The organism is Streptomyces sp. NBC_01451, assembly GCF_036227485.1.
GTDB lineage: Bacteria > Actinomycetota > Actinomycetes > Streptomycetales > Streptomycetaceae > Streptomyces.
This window is the reverse complement of sequence record NZ_CP109479.1, coordinates 4,451,032-4,469,492: the sequence shown is the minus strand read 5'-3', so window position 1 is coordinate 4,469,492 and position 18,461 is coordinate 4,451,032. Positions and strand designations below refer to the sequence as shown.

Here is an 18,461-nt window from a genome sequence, read left to right as displayed (position 1 = left end):
ACATGATTGCCGCCATCAAGCCAGCCGGGGCCAACACCCGGGGCCTGCTCGCGTACCTCTACGGCCGCGGAACCCACGACGAGCACTTCGACCCGCACATCGTGGCGGGTTTCGCGATGCTCGGCATGCCCGACCCCGGCCGCGACGAGAACGCCACCCTCACCCAACTCGGCCACTACCTCGACGAGCCGGTCTCCTTGCGCAACGGCGAGTTCGGCAAGCCGGTCACCGACCACGTCTGGCACTGCCCTGTCCGCGCTGCCCCCGAGGACCGCCACCTCTCCGATGCCGAGTGGGGCGAGATCGCCCAGCGCATCGTCCAGGCCGCCGGCATTGCCCCGGCCGGTGACGACCTGGGCTGCCGCTGGATCGCGGTACGCCACGCCGACGACCACATCCACATCCTCGCCACCACCGTCCGCGAAGACGGACGGCGTCCCAAGCTCCACGACAGCGGCCTCCGCGTCGGCGACGCCTGCCGCGAGATCGAGAAGGACTACGGGCTGCGCCGCTTGAAGAAGGGTGATCGCACCGGCGAGCGCCGCCCCACCCAGGCCGAGATGCACAAGGCCAAACGGCTCGGTTGGGAGCAGACCAGCCCTGCGTGGCTCGAAGACCGCATCCGCGCTGCCATCCCTCACACCAAGACCGCCGAGGAGCTACTGGCCTATCTCGAAGCCGACGGCATCCTGATCAAGGCCAGGCGCGGCCCGTCGGGAGATCTTCTCGGCTACGCCGCCGGTCGCCCCGGTGACCTCAACAGCAAGGGTGAACAGATCTTCCACCCGGGCAAGAGGATCGCCCCCGACCTCACCCTGCCCAGGCTTCAGGCCCGCCTGGAAAACACCGTGCCGGAGGAGTACCCCACCGCCCGCCGCAACCGCCCCAGCACCCCCTGGCAGCAAGCCACCGATGCCCTCGACACCCTCCACGCCGACCTCGCCGACGACTCCCACGCGCAGGCCCACATCGCTGGCCTCGGCGAGCTGATCGAGGCCACCGCCCAGCAGGCTCCCGACAACCTGCGCCCAGAACTCCAAGCCGCCTCAAGGGCGTTCGCCCGAGCCCAGCGGTCCCAGGTCCGGGCGGAAGACCGTGCCGCCCACGCCCTGCGCAGCGCGGCACGTGACATCGTCCACACCGCCACCGGCCCCGACGGCAGCGCGCTGGCTGCCTTGATCGCAGCTCTGGTCTGGGCCGCGATTGTCGCTGGGCGCTGGCACGAGGCGAAAAGCCACGCTCAGCAGACCGACGCCGCCCGCCAGGCCGTCCAGCACCTTCAGACAGCCGCCGACTATGCGCTTGTTCCTGTGCTCGCCGAACTTGCAGCCCGTCCTCCCTGGGAGGACGGGCGTCGCGTTCTGGTCAGCGATGTGCGAGTAGCTGTCCCAGACCATGCTGAGCGGATCCTTGCCGACCTGGACTGGCCGGCGCTCGCCGCCGTCCTCGCCGATGCCGAAGCCCGCGGCCATCAACCCCATCAGCTTCTCAAGGAGGCGGCTGCTCAGCGCGAATTGGACACTGCCCGTCAACCCGCCCGAGTGCTCGTCACCCGCATCCAGCACACCGGCCGAAACCCGGTACCCAACCGTCGTGCCGAGGCCGCTCGCCGACGCTCGACCGTTGCGGGCTCGACGCCTGCCCAGCAGGGCCGTGGGCCCCAGCCCTCACCGGTGGCGGCGACAACTGCTGAACAGAGGCATCGACAGAGCCGCTAGGCGGGAAGCATTTCGTCTGCCTGGCTGGCCCTGCCAAGCTGGAACAGTGCCCTCACCTTTCGGGGTGGCGAGGTCACCAGCGCTTCCTGTGACCCTGTCTCCGCTATGCGGCTTCGGCTTCACGTGGAACGGCTGAGGCATCGGCCCGTGCACCGGGCAACAGTGCCGCCCACGCCAGGACCTCGACCAGGTGCTCGGCAAGCAGCCCGACGTGGGGATCAGGCTGGACGAGCGTGGTCGCCCGGCCGCGGGCGGTGCGCTCTACGGCCCATTCGTGGTCGGGGTTGGTGAAGTCGTCGTCGATCCAGATGACGGGCGCGTCGCCGAGCCAGGTGTGGACGTGGTCGCGTTTCCACAGGTACCCGTTGGGGTGGCTGGTGGTGATCTGAGGGCGTGGTAGGTCGACGTACGGCAGGGTCGGGAGGCCGAGGAGCGGTCCGATCAGAGTGGTGGCGTCGTGGCGCCAGCTGGTGCACCAGACGGGGGTGACCAGGCCAGTCCGGATCACCTGCATGAGCAAGGGGCCATGCGCGGGGTTGAGCCAGATGGTGACCGGGTTGTCAGCGCTCCGGTCAGCAGGCACGACATCGTGCCGGTTGTGGCTTGCCGGACTGGCACCGTCAGCGTCCGGGAAGGGTATGAGGACGCCGTCGACGTCGAGGAGCAGGTAGGGCGGGCGCATCGGTTTCTCCCAGGGGAGCCGGGGTGGGGGGTCAGAGCTTGCGCGCGGTGATGAGGAGAGTGGTCGGCCAGCGGCCACCGTGGCGCGCGTCGTGGAACTCCTCGGCCGAGGTGAGCCAGAGCCCGGCGCGGTCGAGGTGTTTCTCCCAGCGGTTGGTGTCGAAGTCCCAGCGGGCGATGGGTAGTCGGCTGCGGTCGGGGAGGGTGACGAAGTCGCGGCGGGGCCGGTCGTCGGTGGCGGGCCGTAGGCCGCCGCGCTGGGGGTGGGGGACCGAGAAGACGAGAGTGCGCCCGGGTTTGAGGTGCTGGGCGATGGCCGGGAGCAGCAGCTCCGGGGCGACGAGACCGATGGCGCCGAAGACTGAGTAGATGGCGTCGAACTGCTCGTCTGTGGCTTGCAGGTAGTGCAGGGCGTGGCCTGCGACGAAGGTGAGGTTGTTCAGTCGGCCGTAGTGGGAGCGGGCTCGGCGGACCTGGAGGCCGACGAGGTCGACGCCGGTGACGTGGGCGCCGTAGCGTGTGGCGAGGTGGGCGGCGTTGTGGCCGGAGCCGCAGCCGAGTTCGAGCAGTCGCTTGTGGCGCAGGTCCGGGCCGAGGATTTCGGCGCCGGGCCCGCTGCCGGGCCGGGTTGTCCATTCCATCCGGGCGGGCACGGCCAGCGGCTCGGCGGGAGCAGCCGTGGTGCGTTGCAACGCGTGGACGTACCAGGGGGACGCCTGGGCGGCGAGCACCTAGACCTCCAGGAGGTGGAGGACGTCGGTGAGGTGGCGGCGTACGGCCTTGATGTAGGCGGGGTCGGTGGCTGGGTCGTTGATCCAGCGGATGGACTGCTCCATGAACCACTCGACGGCCCACATGCGGTGCCAGCCCAGTGCCCACTTCTCGGCGGGCAGTCCGCCGCGTTCGGCGAGGGCATCGGGGGTGCCGCCTTCGGTGACGTAGGTGTCCAGGAAAACGCGCAGGCGTACGGGGTCGGGGGCGTCGAGGGTGCCGTGCCAGCTGGCGAGGTCGAGCAGGCCGGGGCCGGTGAAGGCGCGGGCGAAGTCCAGCAGTCGCCAGCCGTGCCGACCGATGTGGAGGCTGGTGGGGTGGAACTCGGAGTGCACCCAGCCGAAAGGAGCCACGGTGGCACCGGCCGAGCGCGCTTCAGCTGCCTGGGCGATCTGGTCGAGCGCGTCTTCGACGTCGGCCGCGTCCTGCCACCGGTCGGCCTTGCGGAGTCGGCCGAGGTGCTCCAAGGCTCGGCTCGGCAGGGTGCGCAGCCGTTCCTGATCCAGGACGGGCAGGGCGGAGGCGGTGCGGGTGCCGTGCAGGACGACGGCCGCGGCTGCGCCGTCGAGGTCGTCGGCCTCGCGAATCGGAGCGCCGAGGTCTTCCAGCAGCATCCCGAGCCAGCCGTCCAGCACTGCGGAGGCGCGAACGGCGGGCACCGGGACACCGAGGGTGTGGGCCAGCCGGAGGGCCTGGTCCTCGCCGTCGAACGGCCTCTTGGCGTACTTGAAGATGGCGGTGGCGCCGTCGGGGAAGGTCAGACGCTCGACGCCGGACATGGACCACACGCGCACCTCCTCGCGAACGGCGCTGGTCCGGCTGGCCAGGGTGAGCAGGTTGTCGAGGAGTTCGGTGCTGGGGTTCGCGGTCACGTGGGGACTCCAGGGGGTTGGTGGCGTCCGGGGCGGGCGAGAGGTGCCGGCCCGCCCCGGAGCCAGGGCGGTGGTGCTACGCGGCCGGGGCCACGCGGTGGGCGTAGACCTGCTCGATCCAGCTGGCCTTGAAGGCGGCGAGGTCGTCGCGGAAGGCGGTCATCGAGGCACCGTAGGGCGCCACGACGCCACCGCTCTGGTCCGGCACGGACTGGCAGCCGTGCACGAGCCGTCCGCCGAGGGCGGCGTGGGCCTTGATGGCCTCGATGCGGCGGTGCTCGTTGAACCAGCCGCCGTGGTAGACCTCGTCGAGCATGCCGCCCGTCTCGTCGTCCAGGTCGAAGACCACGGAGGTGGCGGCGGGGAAGAACCAGCACGGGCCGACGTTGGAGATGTGTCCGTCCAACTCGACCTTGTTCAGCGCCATCAGCGTGGCCGCCTCGCGCAGCATCCGCAGGTGGTCGGCGGTGAACTGCGGCAGGCCGAGGTCGGCGAGGTGCTCGTCGCGGAAGAGGTACGCGTACACCTCGTAGGCGGTGGCGAGCACCCGGGCGGCGTCCGAGTTCGACTGGGCGTGGGCCTTGATGAACTCCAGCGCGAGCTGCTCGACCGCGCTCTCGGTCGTCTCCTCCACGTTCAGGAGCTGGGACCTGACCAGCTCCCAGTCGGCGACGAGCCACGTGCTGGACTCGAAGCGGAAGAAGTACTCGGCCGGGTCGATGATGATGCGTCGGCCGTCGACCTGGATACCGGGCAGGCGGCTCCAGCGCTCGTCGAACGCCTCGGGCAGTACGACCGTGATGGCCGCGGTGTCGATGGTGGTCACCGTGTCTCCGTCTCTGATCGGCCGGATCCGGGCACAGGAATGCCCGAACCCGGTGTAGGCGTACGGAACTTCGGGGGCCGCCCGGCCGAAGGGGGAGCCTGGTCACGGTGTCGGACCGGGGCCGGGCGGCTGATGACTAGTGAACACTCCGTCACGCACAGTGGGTACGGTGAGGAGCAGTTGAAGCGGTATACGCGGTTTACAACCCCGGACGGGAGGCGAGCGTGGCAGCGCCGAGAGAACCCAACTCCCGCCTGCGCGAAACCATTTCCGCGACCGGCTGCACTTACGAAGCTCTGGCGAGAGACGTCCGGCGCATCGCAGCCGAGAACGGCGAGATCCTCCAGACGAACAAGTCGGCCGTCTCCCACTGGGTGAACGGCATCCGCTGGCCCACCGGCCGAACCGGCCAGTACCTCGCCGAAGCCCTGTCACGCCGAACGGGCCGAATCGTCACCCAGACTGAGATCGGCCTACGCGCACCTGATGGCGAGGAGCCGGCCGAAGGAGATCCCGTCGTGGCCGTAACTGACCTCGGCCGGGCCGATGTTGAGCGCCGCCGCTTCCTCGCGGTGGCGGCCTTCACCACCGCCGGTGTCGCCATGCCGCTCGCGCACGACCACGAGGCCACCACGCGCATGCTCCGTGCGCGTACCGGTACGTCCGTGGTCGGAGCGGAGGACGTGGACGTCGTACGGCAGATCACCGCTGCCTTCAGCGCGGCCGACGAACGCCTCGGCGGCGGCCACGGCCTGACCACGGTCACCGCGTACCTCGCCGACACCGCCGCGCCTATGCTCCGGGGCCGCTTCCCGAGTGAAGCCCTACGACGAGCAGCATTCGGCGCGGTGGCCGAACTCGCCTACCTGGCAGGGTGGAAGCACCACGACCTCGGCCAGGAAGGCGCAGCCCAGCGCTACTACCAGGTCGGCTACCAGCTCGCCTGGGAAGCCGACCCGCACGGCCACGCCGCCTGGATGATGCGCGCCCTCGCCCACCAGGCCCTCAGCCTCAAACAGCCCCACCACTGCGTCGACCTCGTCGAAGGCGCCCTCATCCGCGGCCTGGACCATGTCGACGGTCAGACCGAGGCGCTCCTCCACATCACCCATGCCCGTGCCTTCGCCGCTGTTGGTGAGCGGCCCGCAGCGGCCCGTGCCCTGCTCGCCGCCGAGGACGCCCTGTTGCGTGACGATGTTCCTCAGCCCAGCTACTCCCGCGTCAGCGGCCCCGCCGCAGGCACCGTGGCCAGCCACACCGCCCGTACCCTGACCGACCTCGCCGACCACATCGGTACCGAGCAGCAGCACCGAGACGCCTTGATCCGCTGGGACCCCAAGAAGTACAGGCGCGTCCACGCCCTCACCTACGCAGACCTCGGCGACAGCCTCGCCGCCCAGGCCCGCGCCGACGAAGCCGTCGCCGCCTGGGCGCGGGCCCTGGCACTCATGGAAGGCATGGCCTCCGACCGCACCCGCAAGGCCATCACCTCGCTCCGCTCCACCCTCTCCATTTACCAGCGCCGCAAAGTGCCGGGAGCCGCCGAACTCGCCCGCCGAGCAAGCGAAGCACTGGCCTAAGCTGCCCACGAACCGGCCGACGAAGGGACACCAGCCGTGGCTCAGCGGACAACCGACGACCAGCCCAAAGCCCTACCGCCCGCCCTCGAATCCATGACCCTGCTGGTCGCCGCCGTCATCGTCCACGACAAGGCCACCAACCGCGTCGTCCTCCTTCAGCGCAGCGAGAACGCCAAGTTCGCCCAGGGAATGTGGGATCTTCCCGTCGGTAAGAGTGAGCTTGGCGAGCCTGTCACCGAGACTGCGGTGCGCGAGCTGTACGAGGAGACCGGCCTGACGGTGAAGCCCGAGTCCCTCAAGGTCGCCCATGTCATCCACGGCGCCTGGGGCGTCGAAGCTCCCAACGGCTTCCTCACCGTCGTATTCGCCGCCCATGAATGGACCGGCGAGCCCGAAAATCGCGAACCTCATAAGCACGCGCAGGTTCGTTGGATGGATGCCGGTGCCGTCCCCGAGGCATTTGTGGACACCACTGCCAGCGCCCTCCACAGCTATCTCAATGGCGGTCCGCAGGTGTCACTTGACGGATGGGAGTAGCAGGGCGCGCGCGTACTGACGAACCAGCGTGCGGGACATTCCCGTCCGGCCGATTGGTTCGTCGAGTGGGCGCTGTCCGTCAAGCGATGGGCAGCGGGTTTTGGTGGGAGCGTTCGGCACCGGCGCGCAGACGAGTCTCTTGCCGAAGGCACATGGCTGGACAGGGCCTCGAAGGGAGCTGGCGCAGAGGGCGCCGGTCGACGGAGAGTGGCCTCTCGTCGGCGTCGTCTTCCCGGACGCGGGTCTCGTTGATCGTCGTCGAGATTGAGGATGCGAAGGGGCGGGTATCTGGCGTTGGCGCGGAACAGGTCGTGCAGCTCGACGGCACTAACTGGCGCAGGGCGCGGTCGCCGGTGGGGCCGGTGTCGTTGTTCTCGGCCGTCAACAGTCCGTTAAGACGTGCTCCGGCCCGGGACATCGCTGGTGCAATGGTCCACAGCCGCCGCCGCGCGCAGCCGAGCACGGGCGGCGGCTGTACGTGTGAGGACGGCACCGAGTTCCCCTCCCCTTGCCGTCTCTCACTGACCCGTCCCCACCACCCCACCCGGGGGTACGCGAGTACACCCCGGTCTCGAACAGGGTTGGGAAGGACGATGGGCTGGAGCTGCGTTGTCGGCGATGCGGCTCCAGCCCGCTCACAGTGGTCGGATGGTCACTGTGGCCCGGGGACTGGGGGCCGAAGGATACGGGGCCGGCGACTCCCCATCGACTCCAGCCGATGGAACGCTCAAAGGCCCTGTCGGTGAGCGTATACCCGTCCCGGTGGCGGCGGCAGTACGCGAACCGGCCGCTACCGTCCGGCAGCCCGTTGCGCCAGTGGTGCAGGGCGTCCGTCGTGGAGTGGCGAGTGCCGGATCGAGGAGGCCGGAACCTGCCGCGCCCCAGCCCCAGGCAGGTGAGTCGACGCGGGCTGTCGCGAGGTGAGGGGGGTGCCCGCATATGTGCGTGCACCCGGCGGCCGAACTCCCGCCATGGCCGCCGCGGCCCCAACAGCGCCGACTCTGTCCGGACCGCCCCGGGCTAAGCACTGGCGGCCTCCCCGCTCCAAGGTGCACGGGGGCCGCCTGGTGACTTCGCCGCACACCCCCGTCCACGACATACTCCCGCTCTGCAGCTCCGGCACACAGAAGCCGGACGGCCCGGCCGACAGCACCACCCAGCCCTCATTTTCAGGGCCGGGTAGCCCTGGCGACCCGGCCACTTCGGTGGCATCAGAACGCGTCGACACCGATCAGGCCGAGACCGTCCGTGCTCTCCCCGCTGACGGGAAAGGACAAGCGGTCCTCTCAGAGGGTCAGACGCAGGCCGGTGACCATCTCGGGGTGGATGCGCACGGCGAGGTCCATGACCTGGTCCGCCCATTGCCTCAGACGGCCACGGAACCCGTCCAGTTCGGCCGGGTCCGTGACGAGGCGGGCATAGCCGGTGACGACGACGCTCCAGCCGAGATGGCTGACGGAGTCGATGACGTCGGCTTCGTACGCGAGCACGGTGTCGGCGCTGGTGCCCCGGACATACGCGGCCAGTGCTGATCCCTGATGGGTCCGCACGATGACGTCGCCACCGGCGACGATGTGGTTGACCGGACGGACAGCCGGCAGCGCGTGCCGGGTGAACACGGCCCGGCCCAGCCCCACACTGCCCAGCAGCCGCAGTGCCTCGGCCTCATCCAGTTCCACCGACCGGTGCGGCCGGACAGCGGCACCCGGGTCCCGCTGACGGGCCCGTAGGAGGTGCCCGACGGATTCGTCGCTCATCGCGGGCCCCCAGTGGTCGGGCCTCGGTCCACTGTCCGTCACACGGACCGAGGCTGCCGGTGATGCCAACCAGTAGACGAGGCCCGCCCCGCGCCCTGCTAGGGCCACTCGGACCCTAAGAGTCCCGTTTACACGCTGACGACCGCCATGGCGTGGATGCTTCAGAACAGACACGTATGACCCGCGGGAAGGCTTTCTCCGCCGCGGTCCTTCCCCCCACCGTGCATCAGCCGCCACCCGAGAACGCCAGGACAGGGGCGGCCGTCGCAGGGTGCAGGCGTCGGCCGCCGACGCAGGGACCTGCCCCCTGCCAGGTGATCCGCACGTGCGGATCGTCCTGGCGGCCATCGGCGAGACGCGGCCGTGGGGCCGTTCTCAACTTACGGATGTGCGACCGTTTAGTGCCTCGTCCAGTGTGTCCGTCAGGACGAAGACCTGGCTGAGGTCGACGATCCGGATCATCTTACGGATGTGGGGTTGGGGACAGACGAGCGTCAGGTGTCCGCCCCGCTCTTCGACCCGTCGCCGCGCACGGCAGAGCAACCCCAGCCCGGAGCAGTCCAGGAACTCAACGGGGCTGAGATCGATCACCACGTCGGTACTCGGTCGGCCTGTGGCCGTGTCCACCGTGGCGGTGACTCGCAGGACCACGGCTATGTCGATCTCGCCGCGCAGCTGGACGACGGTTCGCTCTTCCGTCTCGTAGACGTGGATCTGCTGGGCAGAAGAAGAGTGCTCCCAGGGCATCGCGGCATCTCCATGGTTCGCGAGATGCCCGCCTCGACGGGGAAGCGGGCGGCATCGGATATCCACAGCCACCGGGGGCACGGGTGACGACAGGGCCGACTTTAGGCCGACTCTTCGAACAGAAACGCTTCACCCTGGATTGGGCTCCACCCTTCGGGTGTAATTTTGTAGATATTCTTGATTAGGAGCCCAAAGAGTGCACTCAGATCAGGAAGTCACTCGGGAAGGCGCCGGCCGCGACCCCGGGCGCTCGCCGGCCGCTTCGGCTCCCCACCGGCCGGTTCCGTTCCGCTACGCTCACGGCGTGACGCGTGACCAGCCGCCCGCAGATCACTACAGCGTCGTCGCCGTTGCCTCGTCCGCGGGTGGCATCCAGGCACTGACCGCGCTGCTCGGGGCGCTGGGCCCCGAGCTGCCTGTGCCGGTACTGCTGGTCCAGCACCTCGACCCGCGACACCGGACGGTGCTCGCCGAGGTTCTCGCACGCCGGACCGCCCTTCACGTCAAGCTTGCCGAGGCCGGAGAGCGCGCGCGGCCCGGCACCGTCTACGTCGCCCCTCCAGACCGGCACCTCCTCGTCGACTCCGACGGCGTCCTGAGCCTGTCCAGCGCCGAGCTCGTCCACTTCGTACGCCCTTCCGCCGACCTCCTCTTCGAGTCGGTCGCCGGTGCCTACGGGCCGGAGGCGATCGCCTGCGTGCTCACCGGGACCGGCCGGGACGGAGCCACGGGAGTCGGCGCCGTGAAGTCACGCGGCGGTACGGTGATCGTCCAGGATCCGGAGACCGCGGACTTCCCGGGGATGCCGCAGTCGGCGGTGGACACGGGAGCGGTGGACTTCCTGCTACCCCTTGAGGAGATCGCCGCGGTCGTGCGGGGACTCGTCGGGGCCGAGAGGCAGTCATAGAGGCAGTGATGGGCGAACCGCGGAACGACGACTCCGGCGAAGACGAGGGAGACAACGAGGCGTTGGAGGAACTGCTCGTATTCATCCGGGAAGCCCGCGGTTTCGATTTCACGGGCTACAAGCGTTCGACGCTGGCCCGGCGCATCCACAAACGGATGACGGACGTCGGCATTCGCTCGTACCCGGACTACCAGGATCTCCTGGAGACCGACACCGAGGAATTCGGTGTCCTCTTCAACACCATCCTGATCAATGTCACCTCCTTCTTCCGCGACCCGGAGGCCTGGACCCTCCTCCAGCACGAGGTCGTACCGGAGCTGCTCACGACCCTCGATCCGGAGCAGGAGATCAGGGTGTGGAGCGCGGGCTGCTCCAGCGGTGAGGAGGCGTACTCGATGGCCATGATGTTCTCGGAGGCGCTCGGCATCGAGGAGTGCCTGCGGCGCGTCAAGATCTACGCCACGGACGTCGACGAGGAAGCGCTGCGCGAAGCCCGTTCCGGGCTGTACACGGCGAAGTCGCTGGAACCGCTCTCCTCGGAGATCAGGGAGAAGTACTTCGAGCAGAACAGCGCGCAGTTCAGCTTCCGTCCCGACCTGCGGCGCCGGGTGATCTTCGGGCGGCACGACATCACCCGTGACGCCCCGATCTCCCGGCTGGACCTGCTCGTGTGCCGGAACACGCTGATGTACTTCAATGTCGAGGCCCAGACCCAGATCGTCGACCGTTTCCATTTCGCGCTGCGTCCCAGCGGCTTCCTCTTCCTCGGCAAGGCCGAGATGCTGCTGAACGACAGTGAGCGCTTCGAAGTGGTGAACATGCGTCAGCGTGTCTTCCGGCGCCGGACAGGCAGCAACGGACTGACCTACCATCCGGCTCCCCCGAAGATCAGGACGGGCACGGGTGGCGAGGTGCACTCGGTGGCACGCGCCCGCCAGTTGCGCGACCTGGTGCTCGACGCCGGACCCACCCCGCTGATCGCCCTCGACAGCGACGGAACAGTTGTGACCGTCAACAACCAGGCGAGGATCCAGCTCGGCCTGACCACCGGGGACATCGGCCGTCCCTTCCAGGACCTGGAGGTCTCCTACCGGCCGGTCGAACTCCGTTCCCTGATCGACCAGTCCATGCACGAGCGCCGGACCCTGCGGGTCAACCGTGTCGAGCGCCGGACGGGCGAGGACATCCAGTACTACGACATCCTCATCCAGCCGCTCTCCGGACCCGGCGGCCTGCACATCGCCACCGTGATCTCGTTCACCGACGTGACCGTCGCCACGCATCTGAAGTCCGAGGTCAAAAGAGTCCGGGAGGAGCTGGAGACGGCCTACGAGGAACTCCAGTCCACCAACGAAGAGTTGGAGACCACCAACGAAGAACTCCAGTCCAGCATCGAGGAACTGGAGACCACGAACGAAGAACTCCAGTCCACCAACGAAGAGTTGGAGACCACCAACGAAGAACTCCAGTCCGGCAACGAGGAACTGGAGACGATGAACGAGGAGATGCGCATCCGCACGGACGAACTGGACGAGGCCAGGGCGTTCCTGGAGGCGGTTCTGAAGAGCATCGCGGCGGGCGTGGTGGTCCTGGGCAAGGACCTGAAGGTCAAGAGCTGGAACCGGGGCGCCGTCGACCTGTGGGGGTTGCGCGCGGACGAGGTGCTGGGCGAGCCCTTCTTCGAACTGGACTTCGGGCTGCCCACGAAGGAGTTGCGGCCCGTCGTGGAGCGTTGCATGGAGACTCGCAGTCGCTCCGGCCCGGTCGGCGTCGAGGCCCTGAGCCGTATCGGCCGGCCCATCAGCTGTGACGTGTTCTTCTCCCCGTTCGGCGGGAACCACGGAGGAGTGGTCCTGATGATGGAAGAGAGCCGAAGCGATGACTCCGACTGACCCTGCGGCGTAGCCTGGGCCCATGGACCCGCAGGGGCGCATCGAGGACCTCGGTCTGGCAGCGGTGGCACGGCAACGTGCCGCGCTGGCCCGGGAGCGCGCCGACCGGGCGGACGCGACCGCCGAGCGGCACGAACTCCTGGCCGCGAAACCCGGGCGGGAGTTCCACTCCCAGATCGCGAGTACGCATCGCCGAACTGCCGAGTGCCATCGCGCCTCGGCCCGCCTCCAGGACAGCTTCGCCCTCCGCGCGACGGCGTGGGCCGGCGGGCCGGGTACTCGGCCGCGGTTCATGACGGTGGTCGCGGAAGCATGCGGTACCGACAGCGCGGCGATGGCACTGCTTGACACCGACCAGAACCATCTCGCGGTCGCCGTCTCCGACCAACTGTCCCGCGCGGCCCAGGACCTGGAGTACGTACTCGGCGAGGGGCCGGGCCAGGACGCGGCGACGGAACACCGTCCGGTGCATGTGTCCGGGCCCGAGATCGAGGCACGCTGGCCGGGGTACGGGCCTTCCCTGGTCTCGCTGGGAATCGCCTCGGTGGCCGCCGTACCGCTGCGGATACAGGGCAGCTGTATCGGGTCGCTGACGGTGTTCGACCCGCGGCCCGCCGATGCGAGACCCGCCCGCCTCGCCGAGGTCGCCGAGGCCCTCACCCGCATCGTGCTGCTCGACCCCGACGCCGACCCGGACCTCTACGGCGGAACCGACATCCGAGCCACTGTGCACCAGGCGGTCGGCATGGTGTCCGTACGGGCGGGCTGCTCCGTCGTGGACGCGCTGGCGCTCATCAAGGCCGTGGCCTTCGCCGAGGAGGTGTCATCCGACGCCCTCGCCCGGCAGATCGTTTACGGGGACCGGAAACTCATCTGAGGGAGAGGTGCCATGACGCCCGAACAGCGGCTGGCCGACGCGTTCGTAGCCCTGGCCGGCAGCACGGCGGACCGTTCGTCGGACAAACCCGGGCCGTTGTCCGTGCTGGCGCAGCGTGCCCCGGCCCTGCTCGGCACCCATGCCGCGACCGTGGTGTTCGCCCCCAAGGGCTACGACACCGCGCAAGTGGCAGGCTCCAACCCCCAGGTGTCGCGCCTGGAACACGAAGCAGTCGGGTGGCGGGAGGGCCCCGGCCACGACTGTCGTCAGGCCGACCCGGGCCCCTGGGCCCAGGTGGCTCTCGGCAGCCGTCCCACCAGGCAGCAGTGGCCGCACTACACCCGGCGGGCGCTGAAGCTGGGCTACACCCGCGTCGTGGCCCTTCCCCTGCGCCAGCACGGCGGAACGAGCGGTGCGCTCATCCTGCTGTCCTGCACACGGCATGCCTTCTCCCCGGCGACGCTGGCTCTCGGCCGGTCGCTCGCCGACTTCACCGCCGTCCTTCTGGAAGGCGCCCGCGAGGCCGATCGCAGCCGGATGCTCACCGACCAGCTGGAACAGGCGTTGACCAGCCGCGTGGTCATCGAACAGGCCAAGGGCGTGCTCTCGACTCTCCGAGCGGTGTCCCTGGACGAAGCTTTCGATCTTCTGCGCAAACACGCCCGCTCATGTCAGCGACCGCTGAAGGACGTGGCCCGCGAGGTGGTCGAAGGACACGCGGATCCCAACCTGACCGATCCCGCGTCGTGAGGCATCGCGGCCGAGGTCGCCGACGTGCTCCTGTCCGTCCGCAAGCGCCCCGCAGTTGGCGTCGCTCACGGAATCACAGGGCTCTGGCCCTGTGAGCGGCATGTCTCACCAGTGGCGCATGAGGAAACCGGCTCCTCGGCGTCCCTCACGGGACGTACGAAGCTGCTGCTCAGCGGCCCGCCGTGCGTGAGCGATGCGTGAGCGGATGAGGCAGCAGAGGCCATCACGACGCGGACTGAGACGGAGCGGCACCTGCCCTGACCTGGTCGTTCCGGACACCGAGTCAGCGTCCGGAACCGCCCAGCAAGCTTTGGCCAGGACTTTTAATCCATTGGTTGTGGGTTCGAGTCCCACAGGGTCTACGGGTAAGCCCCAGTTCGGAGTGGATCCGAGCTGGGGCTTTCGTCGTTTCCGGGGGTTGGGTGGTCGTTGGCTCGGCCGGTGCTCGGACGACGGACGCGAGGACGTCACCCTGAACCCGGTTGCACACGAGGGGCGTCCGGTCACGCCTTCGGGACCGCCCACTCCGCCGGAGTCCTCAGCGTCGTCGAGGTGTACAGCACGCGCTCGGGCCGTTGCTTCGCCGGCACCGCGAAGACGGTCTTGCCCCGCACGCACGTGCCGGGCTTCACGGTCGCCGCGTAGGGATACTCCGGCTTCGGGAAGTCGCCGTACGTCACGCCGCTCGGCTTGATCCGCGCTCCGTCCGCGTAGGCGAGGGCCCACGGGTAGCGGGTCACCGCGCCGACTCCGTTCTTCAGGCACGCCTTGATCTCGACGGCCGCCCACGTGTACCCGGTCGTGCCGAACTCCTTGTCGGCGGACTGCCGCGGGTGGAACCGCCCCTGCTCGTACGAGAGCACGGTCATCACCATCGTCGCTCCGTCGGTCGTGAAGCTGAACGGTTTTCCGAGCGCGCGGGGCGCCTCACCTCTCGCGCTCGGCTCCGCTGCGGTGCTCTCCTTCGAGGTCTTCGAGGTCTTCGTGGTCGCCGTGGTGCTGGGCTTCGCCACGTGCTTCTCGGCGTCGCCACTCCCGGAACAGGCCGTGGCTGCGGCCAGCAGCAGAGCGACGGTGAAGGTGATGGTGGTTGTGCGCATGGTCCCCCCTGGACGTGCCTGTCGAGGTGGGCATCATGCTTGGCGAGGGGTGGGAGCGTGGCCGGGTGTGTCCGTGTCGTGACCAGGCGGGCGTGACTGTGACCTCGCAGGGGCCAACGGGCGCATATAGAGGACACCCAAGCCCGTTGACGATGGGGATACGCGTACGGGCCCCGGGACATCGCCGAGTCGCGATCTCCTGATGCCCGGGGCGTCGGCAGGTCGGACCGGTCAGCGGGATGTGTCAGCAGGTCTCGTCGTCCTTGACGGCGTACAGGGTCACGGGCGTGTCCGTGGGGTGCGTGCCGGGCTCGGGGTCCTGGCTGCAGACCGTCCAGTTGCGGTCGAAGACCTGCAAGCGGTTCTGGCCGCCGGCGTCCTGGTCGTCGAGGACGTAGAAGCCGGCGGCTTGCGCCTCGTCCTGGGCGGCCTGGAGGTCCTGGCCGACGAGGTCGGGCAGCGTTGCCGCTTCGGGGGCCGCTTCCGTGGTGCTGTCAGGTGTTTCCGGGCTGGTTTCGGTGGTGGTGGTGTCCTGCTTCGTGCGGTCGTCGGTGTCCTGGGACGAGGTGTCCGGCCTGCTGGGGCCGGTGTTGTCGGTGTTCGCGCAGGCGGTGAGCGTGAGCAGTGCTGCGGAGGCGAGTACGGCTGAGACGGTCCGGATGCGCATGCTGGTTCCCCCAGGGGCGGTGTGCGAGTCGGGGGAGCATCATGGTTCGCGTGCGGGGGCTGTGTGGGCGGAGTCACCCTGCTGTGACACGAACGGGTACCGGGTACGACGAAGGCACGCGCTGCGGTGGGCCTTGGGAGTGTGCGGGTCCCGGCCTGCCGGACGTGCGGCGCCGCTGGTTCCGCCGGGACGGAACCCGGTAGCGGCACCGGAAGCGCATGACGGAGCGGGTGGCCTGCTCGGCGGCCTGCGGGAGCGTCCGCAGCAGGTGGGCGCGGTTGTCGGCACGGCGTACGAGTGTCGGGCGCTGTGCGTTTTCGGGGTGGTGAGGTTCCGACGGAAGCGGATCGGTGGTTTCCGTGGCTGACGGCGGGCCGTGCGGCCGACCGCCGGCCGACAGTGCGGCCCGCGGGACAGGCCCTCCGTCGGGCACGCCCCAATATCTGTGGCCGCGAGCTGAGATATTGACGGAACGTACGGGCAGGTTATTTGCCGCAATAAATAGCTGAGAGTTATTCAACGTCCGTCGGCCGTCGCAGTGTGCTACTGTCGATCTAAGTTGCAGTTGTGGTTCCCGAAATTTTAATTCCGGTTTTTCCGGACGGGGTAATCATCGCGGCGACACGGAGTCTGCGCTGTGTGGACCCGTAGCACTGCCCCTGAAGGAGATATGACATGGCTGCTGGTACCGTGAAGTGGTTCAACGCGGAAAAGGGTTTCGGATTCATCGAGCAGGATGGTGGCGGCCCTGACGTGTTCGCCCACTACTCGAACATCTCCGCCCAGGGCTTCCGCGAGCTGCTCGAAGGCCAGAAGGTCAACTTCGACATCGCGCAGGGCCAGAAGGGCCCGACGGCCGAGAACATCGTTCTTGTCTGACGCTGACGCGTACTGTGCAGCTGGGTCCCGCATCCCTCGGGGTGCGGGCCCCAGCTGCATGCATTTTTCGCAATGGTCTCACCCGCTTTACCTGCACCATCTGTGAGATGACGGCTTCGATGAGCCTGTGGGCGTTGTGAATGCCCCGGACATCGCTCCGTTCGAGTCACCCAATTCATTCTCTGAGCCCGCGCGAATTCACTGCCGGCCAGATTCGCTTTCGCATTCTTTCGGCCCATTCTTGCAATTCTCCGCGCCGCTCTTCGCTGCGGAAATTCCTAGATGTGAGCCGCATCGAGGAAGGTTCCGCATGAACCGCACACGTACGAACGACCGTTTTTCCCGCACCCGTAACGGCGGTGCCGCTGCCGGACGGAGCGGTGGCCGATCGGGTTCGTCGACCGCCGGCCGGTCCGGCGGGCAGGGCCGCTCCGGTGGGCAGGGCCGCTCCGGCGGTGGTGGCGGCGGTTACGGCCGTCGGCCCGCCGCGATCCAGGGTGAGTTCGCTCTCCCCGAGACGATCACCCCCGCGCTTCCCGCGGTGGAGGCCTTCGCCGATCTCGACATGCCCAAGGAGTTGCTGGCCGCGCTCGGCACCCAGGGCGTGACCGTGCCCTTCCCGATCCAGGCCGCGACCCTGCCGAACTCCCTCGCCGGCCGGGACGTACTGGGCCGCGGGCGCACCGGCTCCGGCAAGACGCTCGCCTTCGGCCTGGCGCTGCTGGCCCGTACGGTCGGGCAGCGCGCCGAGGCCAGGCAGCCGCTGGGTCTGGTCCTCGTACCGACGCGTGAGCTTGCGCAGCAGGTCACCGACGCGCTCACCCCGTACGCACGCGCCGTACGGCTGAGGCTCGCCACGGTGGTGGGCGGGATGCCGATCGGCAGGCAGGCCAGCGCGCTGCGCGGCGGTGCCGAGATCGTCGTCGCCACCCCCGGACGCCTCAAGGACCTCATCGACCGCGGCGACTGCCGACTGGACCAGGTCGCCATCACCGTCCTCGACGAGGCCGACCAGATGGCCGACATGGGCTTCATGCCGCAGGTCACCGCGCTGCTCGACCAGGTCCGTCCCGGGGGCCAGCGCATGCTGTTCTCCGCGACCCTCGACCGCAACGTCGACCTGCTCGTGCGCCGTTACCTGAGCGACCCGGTCGTGCACTCCGTCGACCCCTCGGCCGGTGCGGTCACGACGATGGAGCACCACGTGCTGCAGGTCCACGGCGCCGACAAGCACTCGGCCACCGTCGAGATCGCGGCCCGCGACGGCCGCGTGATCATGTTCCTCGACACCAAGCACGCGGTCGACCGCCTCACCGAGCAGCTCCTGAACAGCGGGGTACGGGCCGCCGCGCTGCACGGCGGGAAGTCGCAGCCGCAGCGCACCCGCACGCTGACGCAGTTCAAGAGCGGGCACGTCAACGTGCTGGTGGCGACCAACGTCGCGGCGCGCGGCATCCACGTCGACAACCTCGACCTCGTCGTCAACGTCGACCCGCCGACCGACCACAAGGACTACCTCCACCGCGGCGGCCGTACCGCCCGCGCCGGTGAGTCCGGCAGCGTCGTCACCCTGGTCACCCCGAACCAGCGCCGCGACATGACCCGCCTGATGGCGGCGGCCGGCATCGTCCCGCAGACCACCCAGGTCCGCGCCGGCGAAGAGGCACTGCACCGCATCACCGGCGCCCAGACCCCCTCGGGCATCCCGGTCGTCATCAAGGCGCCGGTGGTCGAGCGTCCCAAGAAGCGCGGCAGCGGCACCACCTCGCGTGGCCGTCGCCGCCCCGCCTCGGCGGCCGGGCGCGCGCCCGCACGCCGGCCCAACGTCGCTGCGGCGGCGTAGCACCTTCCCGCCGGGAATCCGTCCCACCTTCGTCATCCCCGTCATCTCCGCAGGAGG

17 protein-coding genes are annotated in these 18,461 nt (G+C 69.0%); 9 read left to right on the top strand and 8 right to left on the bottom strand.

What is annotated here, in order from left to right:
* The first annotated feature begins 2 nt into the window (after positions 1–2).
* Positions 3–1,718, top strand: a complete 1,716-nt coding sequence (locus tag OG595_RS19495; RefSeq protein WP_329273700.1) for a relaxase/mobilization nuclease domain-containing protein — start codon at positions 3–5, stop codon at positions 1,716–1,718.
* Between the two features lie 103 nt (positions 1,719–1,821).
* On the opposite strand, the gene OG595_RS19490 is transcribed toward OG595_RS19495, so the two are convergent.
* The 4 genes from OG595_RS19490 to OG595_RS19475 all read right to left on the bottom strand — a co-directional run bounded on the left by OG595_RS19490 (position 1,822) and on the right by OG595_RS19475 (position 4,868).
* Positions 1,822–2,400, bottom strand: coding sequence for an HAD domain-containing protein (locus OG595_RS19490; protein ID WP_319289553.1), 579 nt, complete (start codon positions 2,398–2,400; stop codon positions 1,822–1,824).
* Between the two features lie 31 nt (positions 2,401–2,431).
* Positions 2,432–3,130, bottom strand: a complete 699-nt coding sequence (locus OG595_RS19485; protein WP_319289554.1) for a class I SAM-dependent methyltransferase — start codon at positions 3,128–3,130, stop codon at positions 2,432–2,434.
* Positions 3,131–4,042 carry an aminoglycoside phosphotransferase family protein gene (locus OG595_RS19480; RefSeq protein WP_329273699.1) on the bottom strand — a complete coding sequence of 304 codons (912 nt, stop codon included), beginning with the start codon at positions 4,040–4,042 and terminating at the stop codon, positions 3,131–3,133.
* Between the two features lie 76 nt (positions 4,043–4,118).
* Positions 4,119–4,868 carry a hypothetical protein gene (locus OG595_RS19475; protein ID WP_329273698.1) on the bottom strand — a complete coding sequence of 250 codons (750 nt, stop codon included), beginning with the start codon at positions 4,866–4,868 and terminating at the stop codon, positions 4,119–4,121.
* A gap of 224 nt (positions 4,869–5,092) precedes the next feature.
* On the opposite strand from OG595_RS19475, the gene OG595_RS19470 reads away from it, so the two are divergent.
* Both OG595_RS19470 and OG595_RS19465 read left to right on the top strand, forming a co-directional pair.
* On the top strand, positions 5,093–6,448 hold the full coding sequence (locus tag OG595_RS19470; RefSeq protein ID WP_329273697.1) for a tetratricopeptide repeat protein: 1,356 nt from the start codon (positions 5,093–5,095) through the stop codon (positions 6,446–6,448).
* 36 nt (positions 6,449–6,484) lie between these two features.
* Positions 6,485–6,985, top strand: coding sequence for an NUDIX domain-containing protein (locus tag OG595_RS19465; RefSeq protein ID WP_319289558.1), 501 nt, complete (start codon positions 6,485–6,487; stop codon positions 6,983–6,985).
* Positions 6,986–8,271: 1,286 nt separating this feature from the next.
* Here OG595_RS19465 and OG595_RS19460 read toward each other — a convergent pair.
* Complete coding sequence (locus OG595_RS19460; protein ID WP_319289559.1) at positions 8,272–8,742, bottom strand: pyridoxamine 5'-phosphate oxidase family protein; 471 nt, start codon at positions 8,740–8,742, stop codon at positions 8,272–8,274.
* Between the two features lie 375 nt (positions 8,743–9,117).
* Positions 9,118–9,489, bottom strand: coding sequence for an STAS domain-containing protein (locus tag OG595_RS19455; protein WP_319289560.1), 372 nt, complete (start codon positions 9,487–9,489; stop codon positions 9,118–9,120).
* Positions 9,490–9,793: 304 nt separating this feature from the next.
* On the opposite strand from OG595_RS19455, the gene OG595_RS19450 reads away from it, so the two are divergent.
* The 4 genes from OG595_RS19450 to OG595_RS19435 are packed head-to-tail and all read left to right on the top strand — an operon-like array spanning position 9,794 to position 13,915.
* Positions 9,794–10,396: a chemotaxis protein CheB gene (locus tag OG595_RS19450; protein WP_329273694.1), complete on the top strand. Its 603-nt coding sequence runs from the start codon at positions 9,794–9,796 to the stop codon at positions 10,394–10,396.
* Between the two features lie 8 nt (positions 10,397–10,404).
* Positions 10,405–12,288 (top strand): CheR family methyltransferase, encoded by a 1,884-nt coding sequence (locus OG595_RS19445; RefSeq protein ID WP_329273693.1) that lies wholly within the window; start codon positions 10,405–10,407, stop codon positions 12,286–12,288.
* Positions 12,289–12,310: 22 nt separating this feature from the next.
* On the top strand, positions 12,311–13,165 hold the full coding sequence (locus tag OG595_RS19440; protein ID WP_329273692.1) for a GAF and ANTAR domain-containing protein: 855 nt from the start codon (positions 12,311–12,313) through the stop codon (positions 13,163–13,165).
* A gap of 12 nt (positions 13,166–13,177) precedes the next feature.
* Positions 13,178–13,915, top strand: coding sequence for a GAF and ANTAR domain-containing protein (locus OG595_RS19435; protein WP_329273691.1), 738 nt, complete (start codon positions 13,178–13,180; stop codon positions 13,913–13,915).
* A gap of 503 nt (positions 13,916–14,418) precedes the next feature.
* Here the strand turns inward: OG595_RS19435 and OG595_RS19430 are convergent.
* Entirely contained in the window at positions 14,419–15,015 is a 597-nt protein-coding gene (locus tag OG595_RS19430) for a hypothetical protein (RefSeq protein ID WP_329273689.1), read from the bottom strand.
* Between the two features lie 244 nt (positions 15,016–15,259).
* Positions 15,260–15,682 carry a PASTA domain-containing protein gene (locus tag OG595_RS19425; RefSeq protein WP_329273688.1) on the bottom strand — a complete coding sequence of 141 codons (423 nt, stop codon included), beginning with the start codon at positions 15,680–15,682 and terminating at the stop codon, positions 15,260–15,262.
* 675 nt (positions 15,683–16,357) lie between these two features.
* Between OG595_RS19425 and OG595_RS19420 the strand changes: the two genes are divergently transcribed.
* The gene (locus tag OG595_RS19420; RefSeq protein WP_164320284.1) at positions 16,358–16,561 is read left to right on the top strand and encodes a cold-shock protein; all 204 of its coding nucleotides are present in this window, start codon (positions 16,358–16,360) and stop codon (positions 16,559–16,561) included.
* Between the two features lie 310 nt (positions 16,562–16,871).
* Entirely contained in the window at positions 16,872–18,404 is a 1,533-nt protein-coding gene (locus OG595_RS19415) for a DEAD/DEAH box helicase (protein ID WP_329273686.1), read from the top strand.
* Positions 18,405–18,461 lie beyond the last annotated feature (57 nt).

Bases quoted from the DNA above. Each gene is read 5' to 3' on its own strand.
- OG595_RS19460 (WP_319289559.1), bottom strand. From the start codon at position 8,742: ATGAGCGACGAATCCGTCGGGCACCTCCTACGGGCCCGTCAGCGGGAC.
- OG595_RS19445 (WP_329273693.1), top strand. From the start codon at position 10,405: ATGGGCGAACCGCGGAACGACGACTCCGGCGAAGACGAGGGAGACAAC.
- OG595_RS19425 (WP_329273688.1), bottom strand. From the start codon at position 15,682: ATGCGCATCCGGACCGTCTCAGCCGTACTCGCCTCCGCAGCACTGCTC.
- OG595_RS19455 (WP_319289560.1), bottom strand. From the start codon at position 9,489: ATGCCCTGGGAGCACTCTTCTTCTGCCCAGCAGATCCACGTCTACGAG.
- OG595_RS19435 (WP_329273691.1), top strand. From the start codon at position 13,178: ATGACGCCCGAACAGCGGCTGGCCGACGCGTTCGTAGCCCTGGCCGGC.
- OG595_RS19420 (WP_164320284.1), top strand. From the start codon at position 16,358: ATGGCTGCTGGTACCGTGAAGTGGTTCAACGCGGAAAAGGGTTTCGGA.
- OG595_RS19430 (WP_329273689.1), bottom strand. From the start codon at position 15,015: ATGCGCACAACCACCATCACCTTCACCGTCGCTCTGCTGCTGGCCGCA.
- OG595_RS19415 (WP_329273686.1), top strand. From the start codon at position 16,872: ATGAACCGCACACGTACGAACGACCGTTTTTCCCGCACCCGTAACGGC.
- OG595_RS19490 (WP_319289553.1), bottom strand. From the start codon at position 2,400: ATGCGCCCGCCCTACCTGCTCCTCGACGTCGACGGCGTCCTCATACCC.
- OG595_RS19440 (WP_329273692.1), top strand. From the start codon at position 12,311: ATGGACCCGCAGGGGCGCATCGAGGACCTCGGTCTGGCAGCGGTGGCA.
- OG595_RS19495 (WP_329273700.1), top strand. From the start codon at position 3: ATGATTGCCGCCATCAAGCCAGCCGGGGCCAACACCCGGGGCCTGCTC.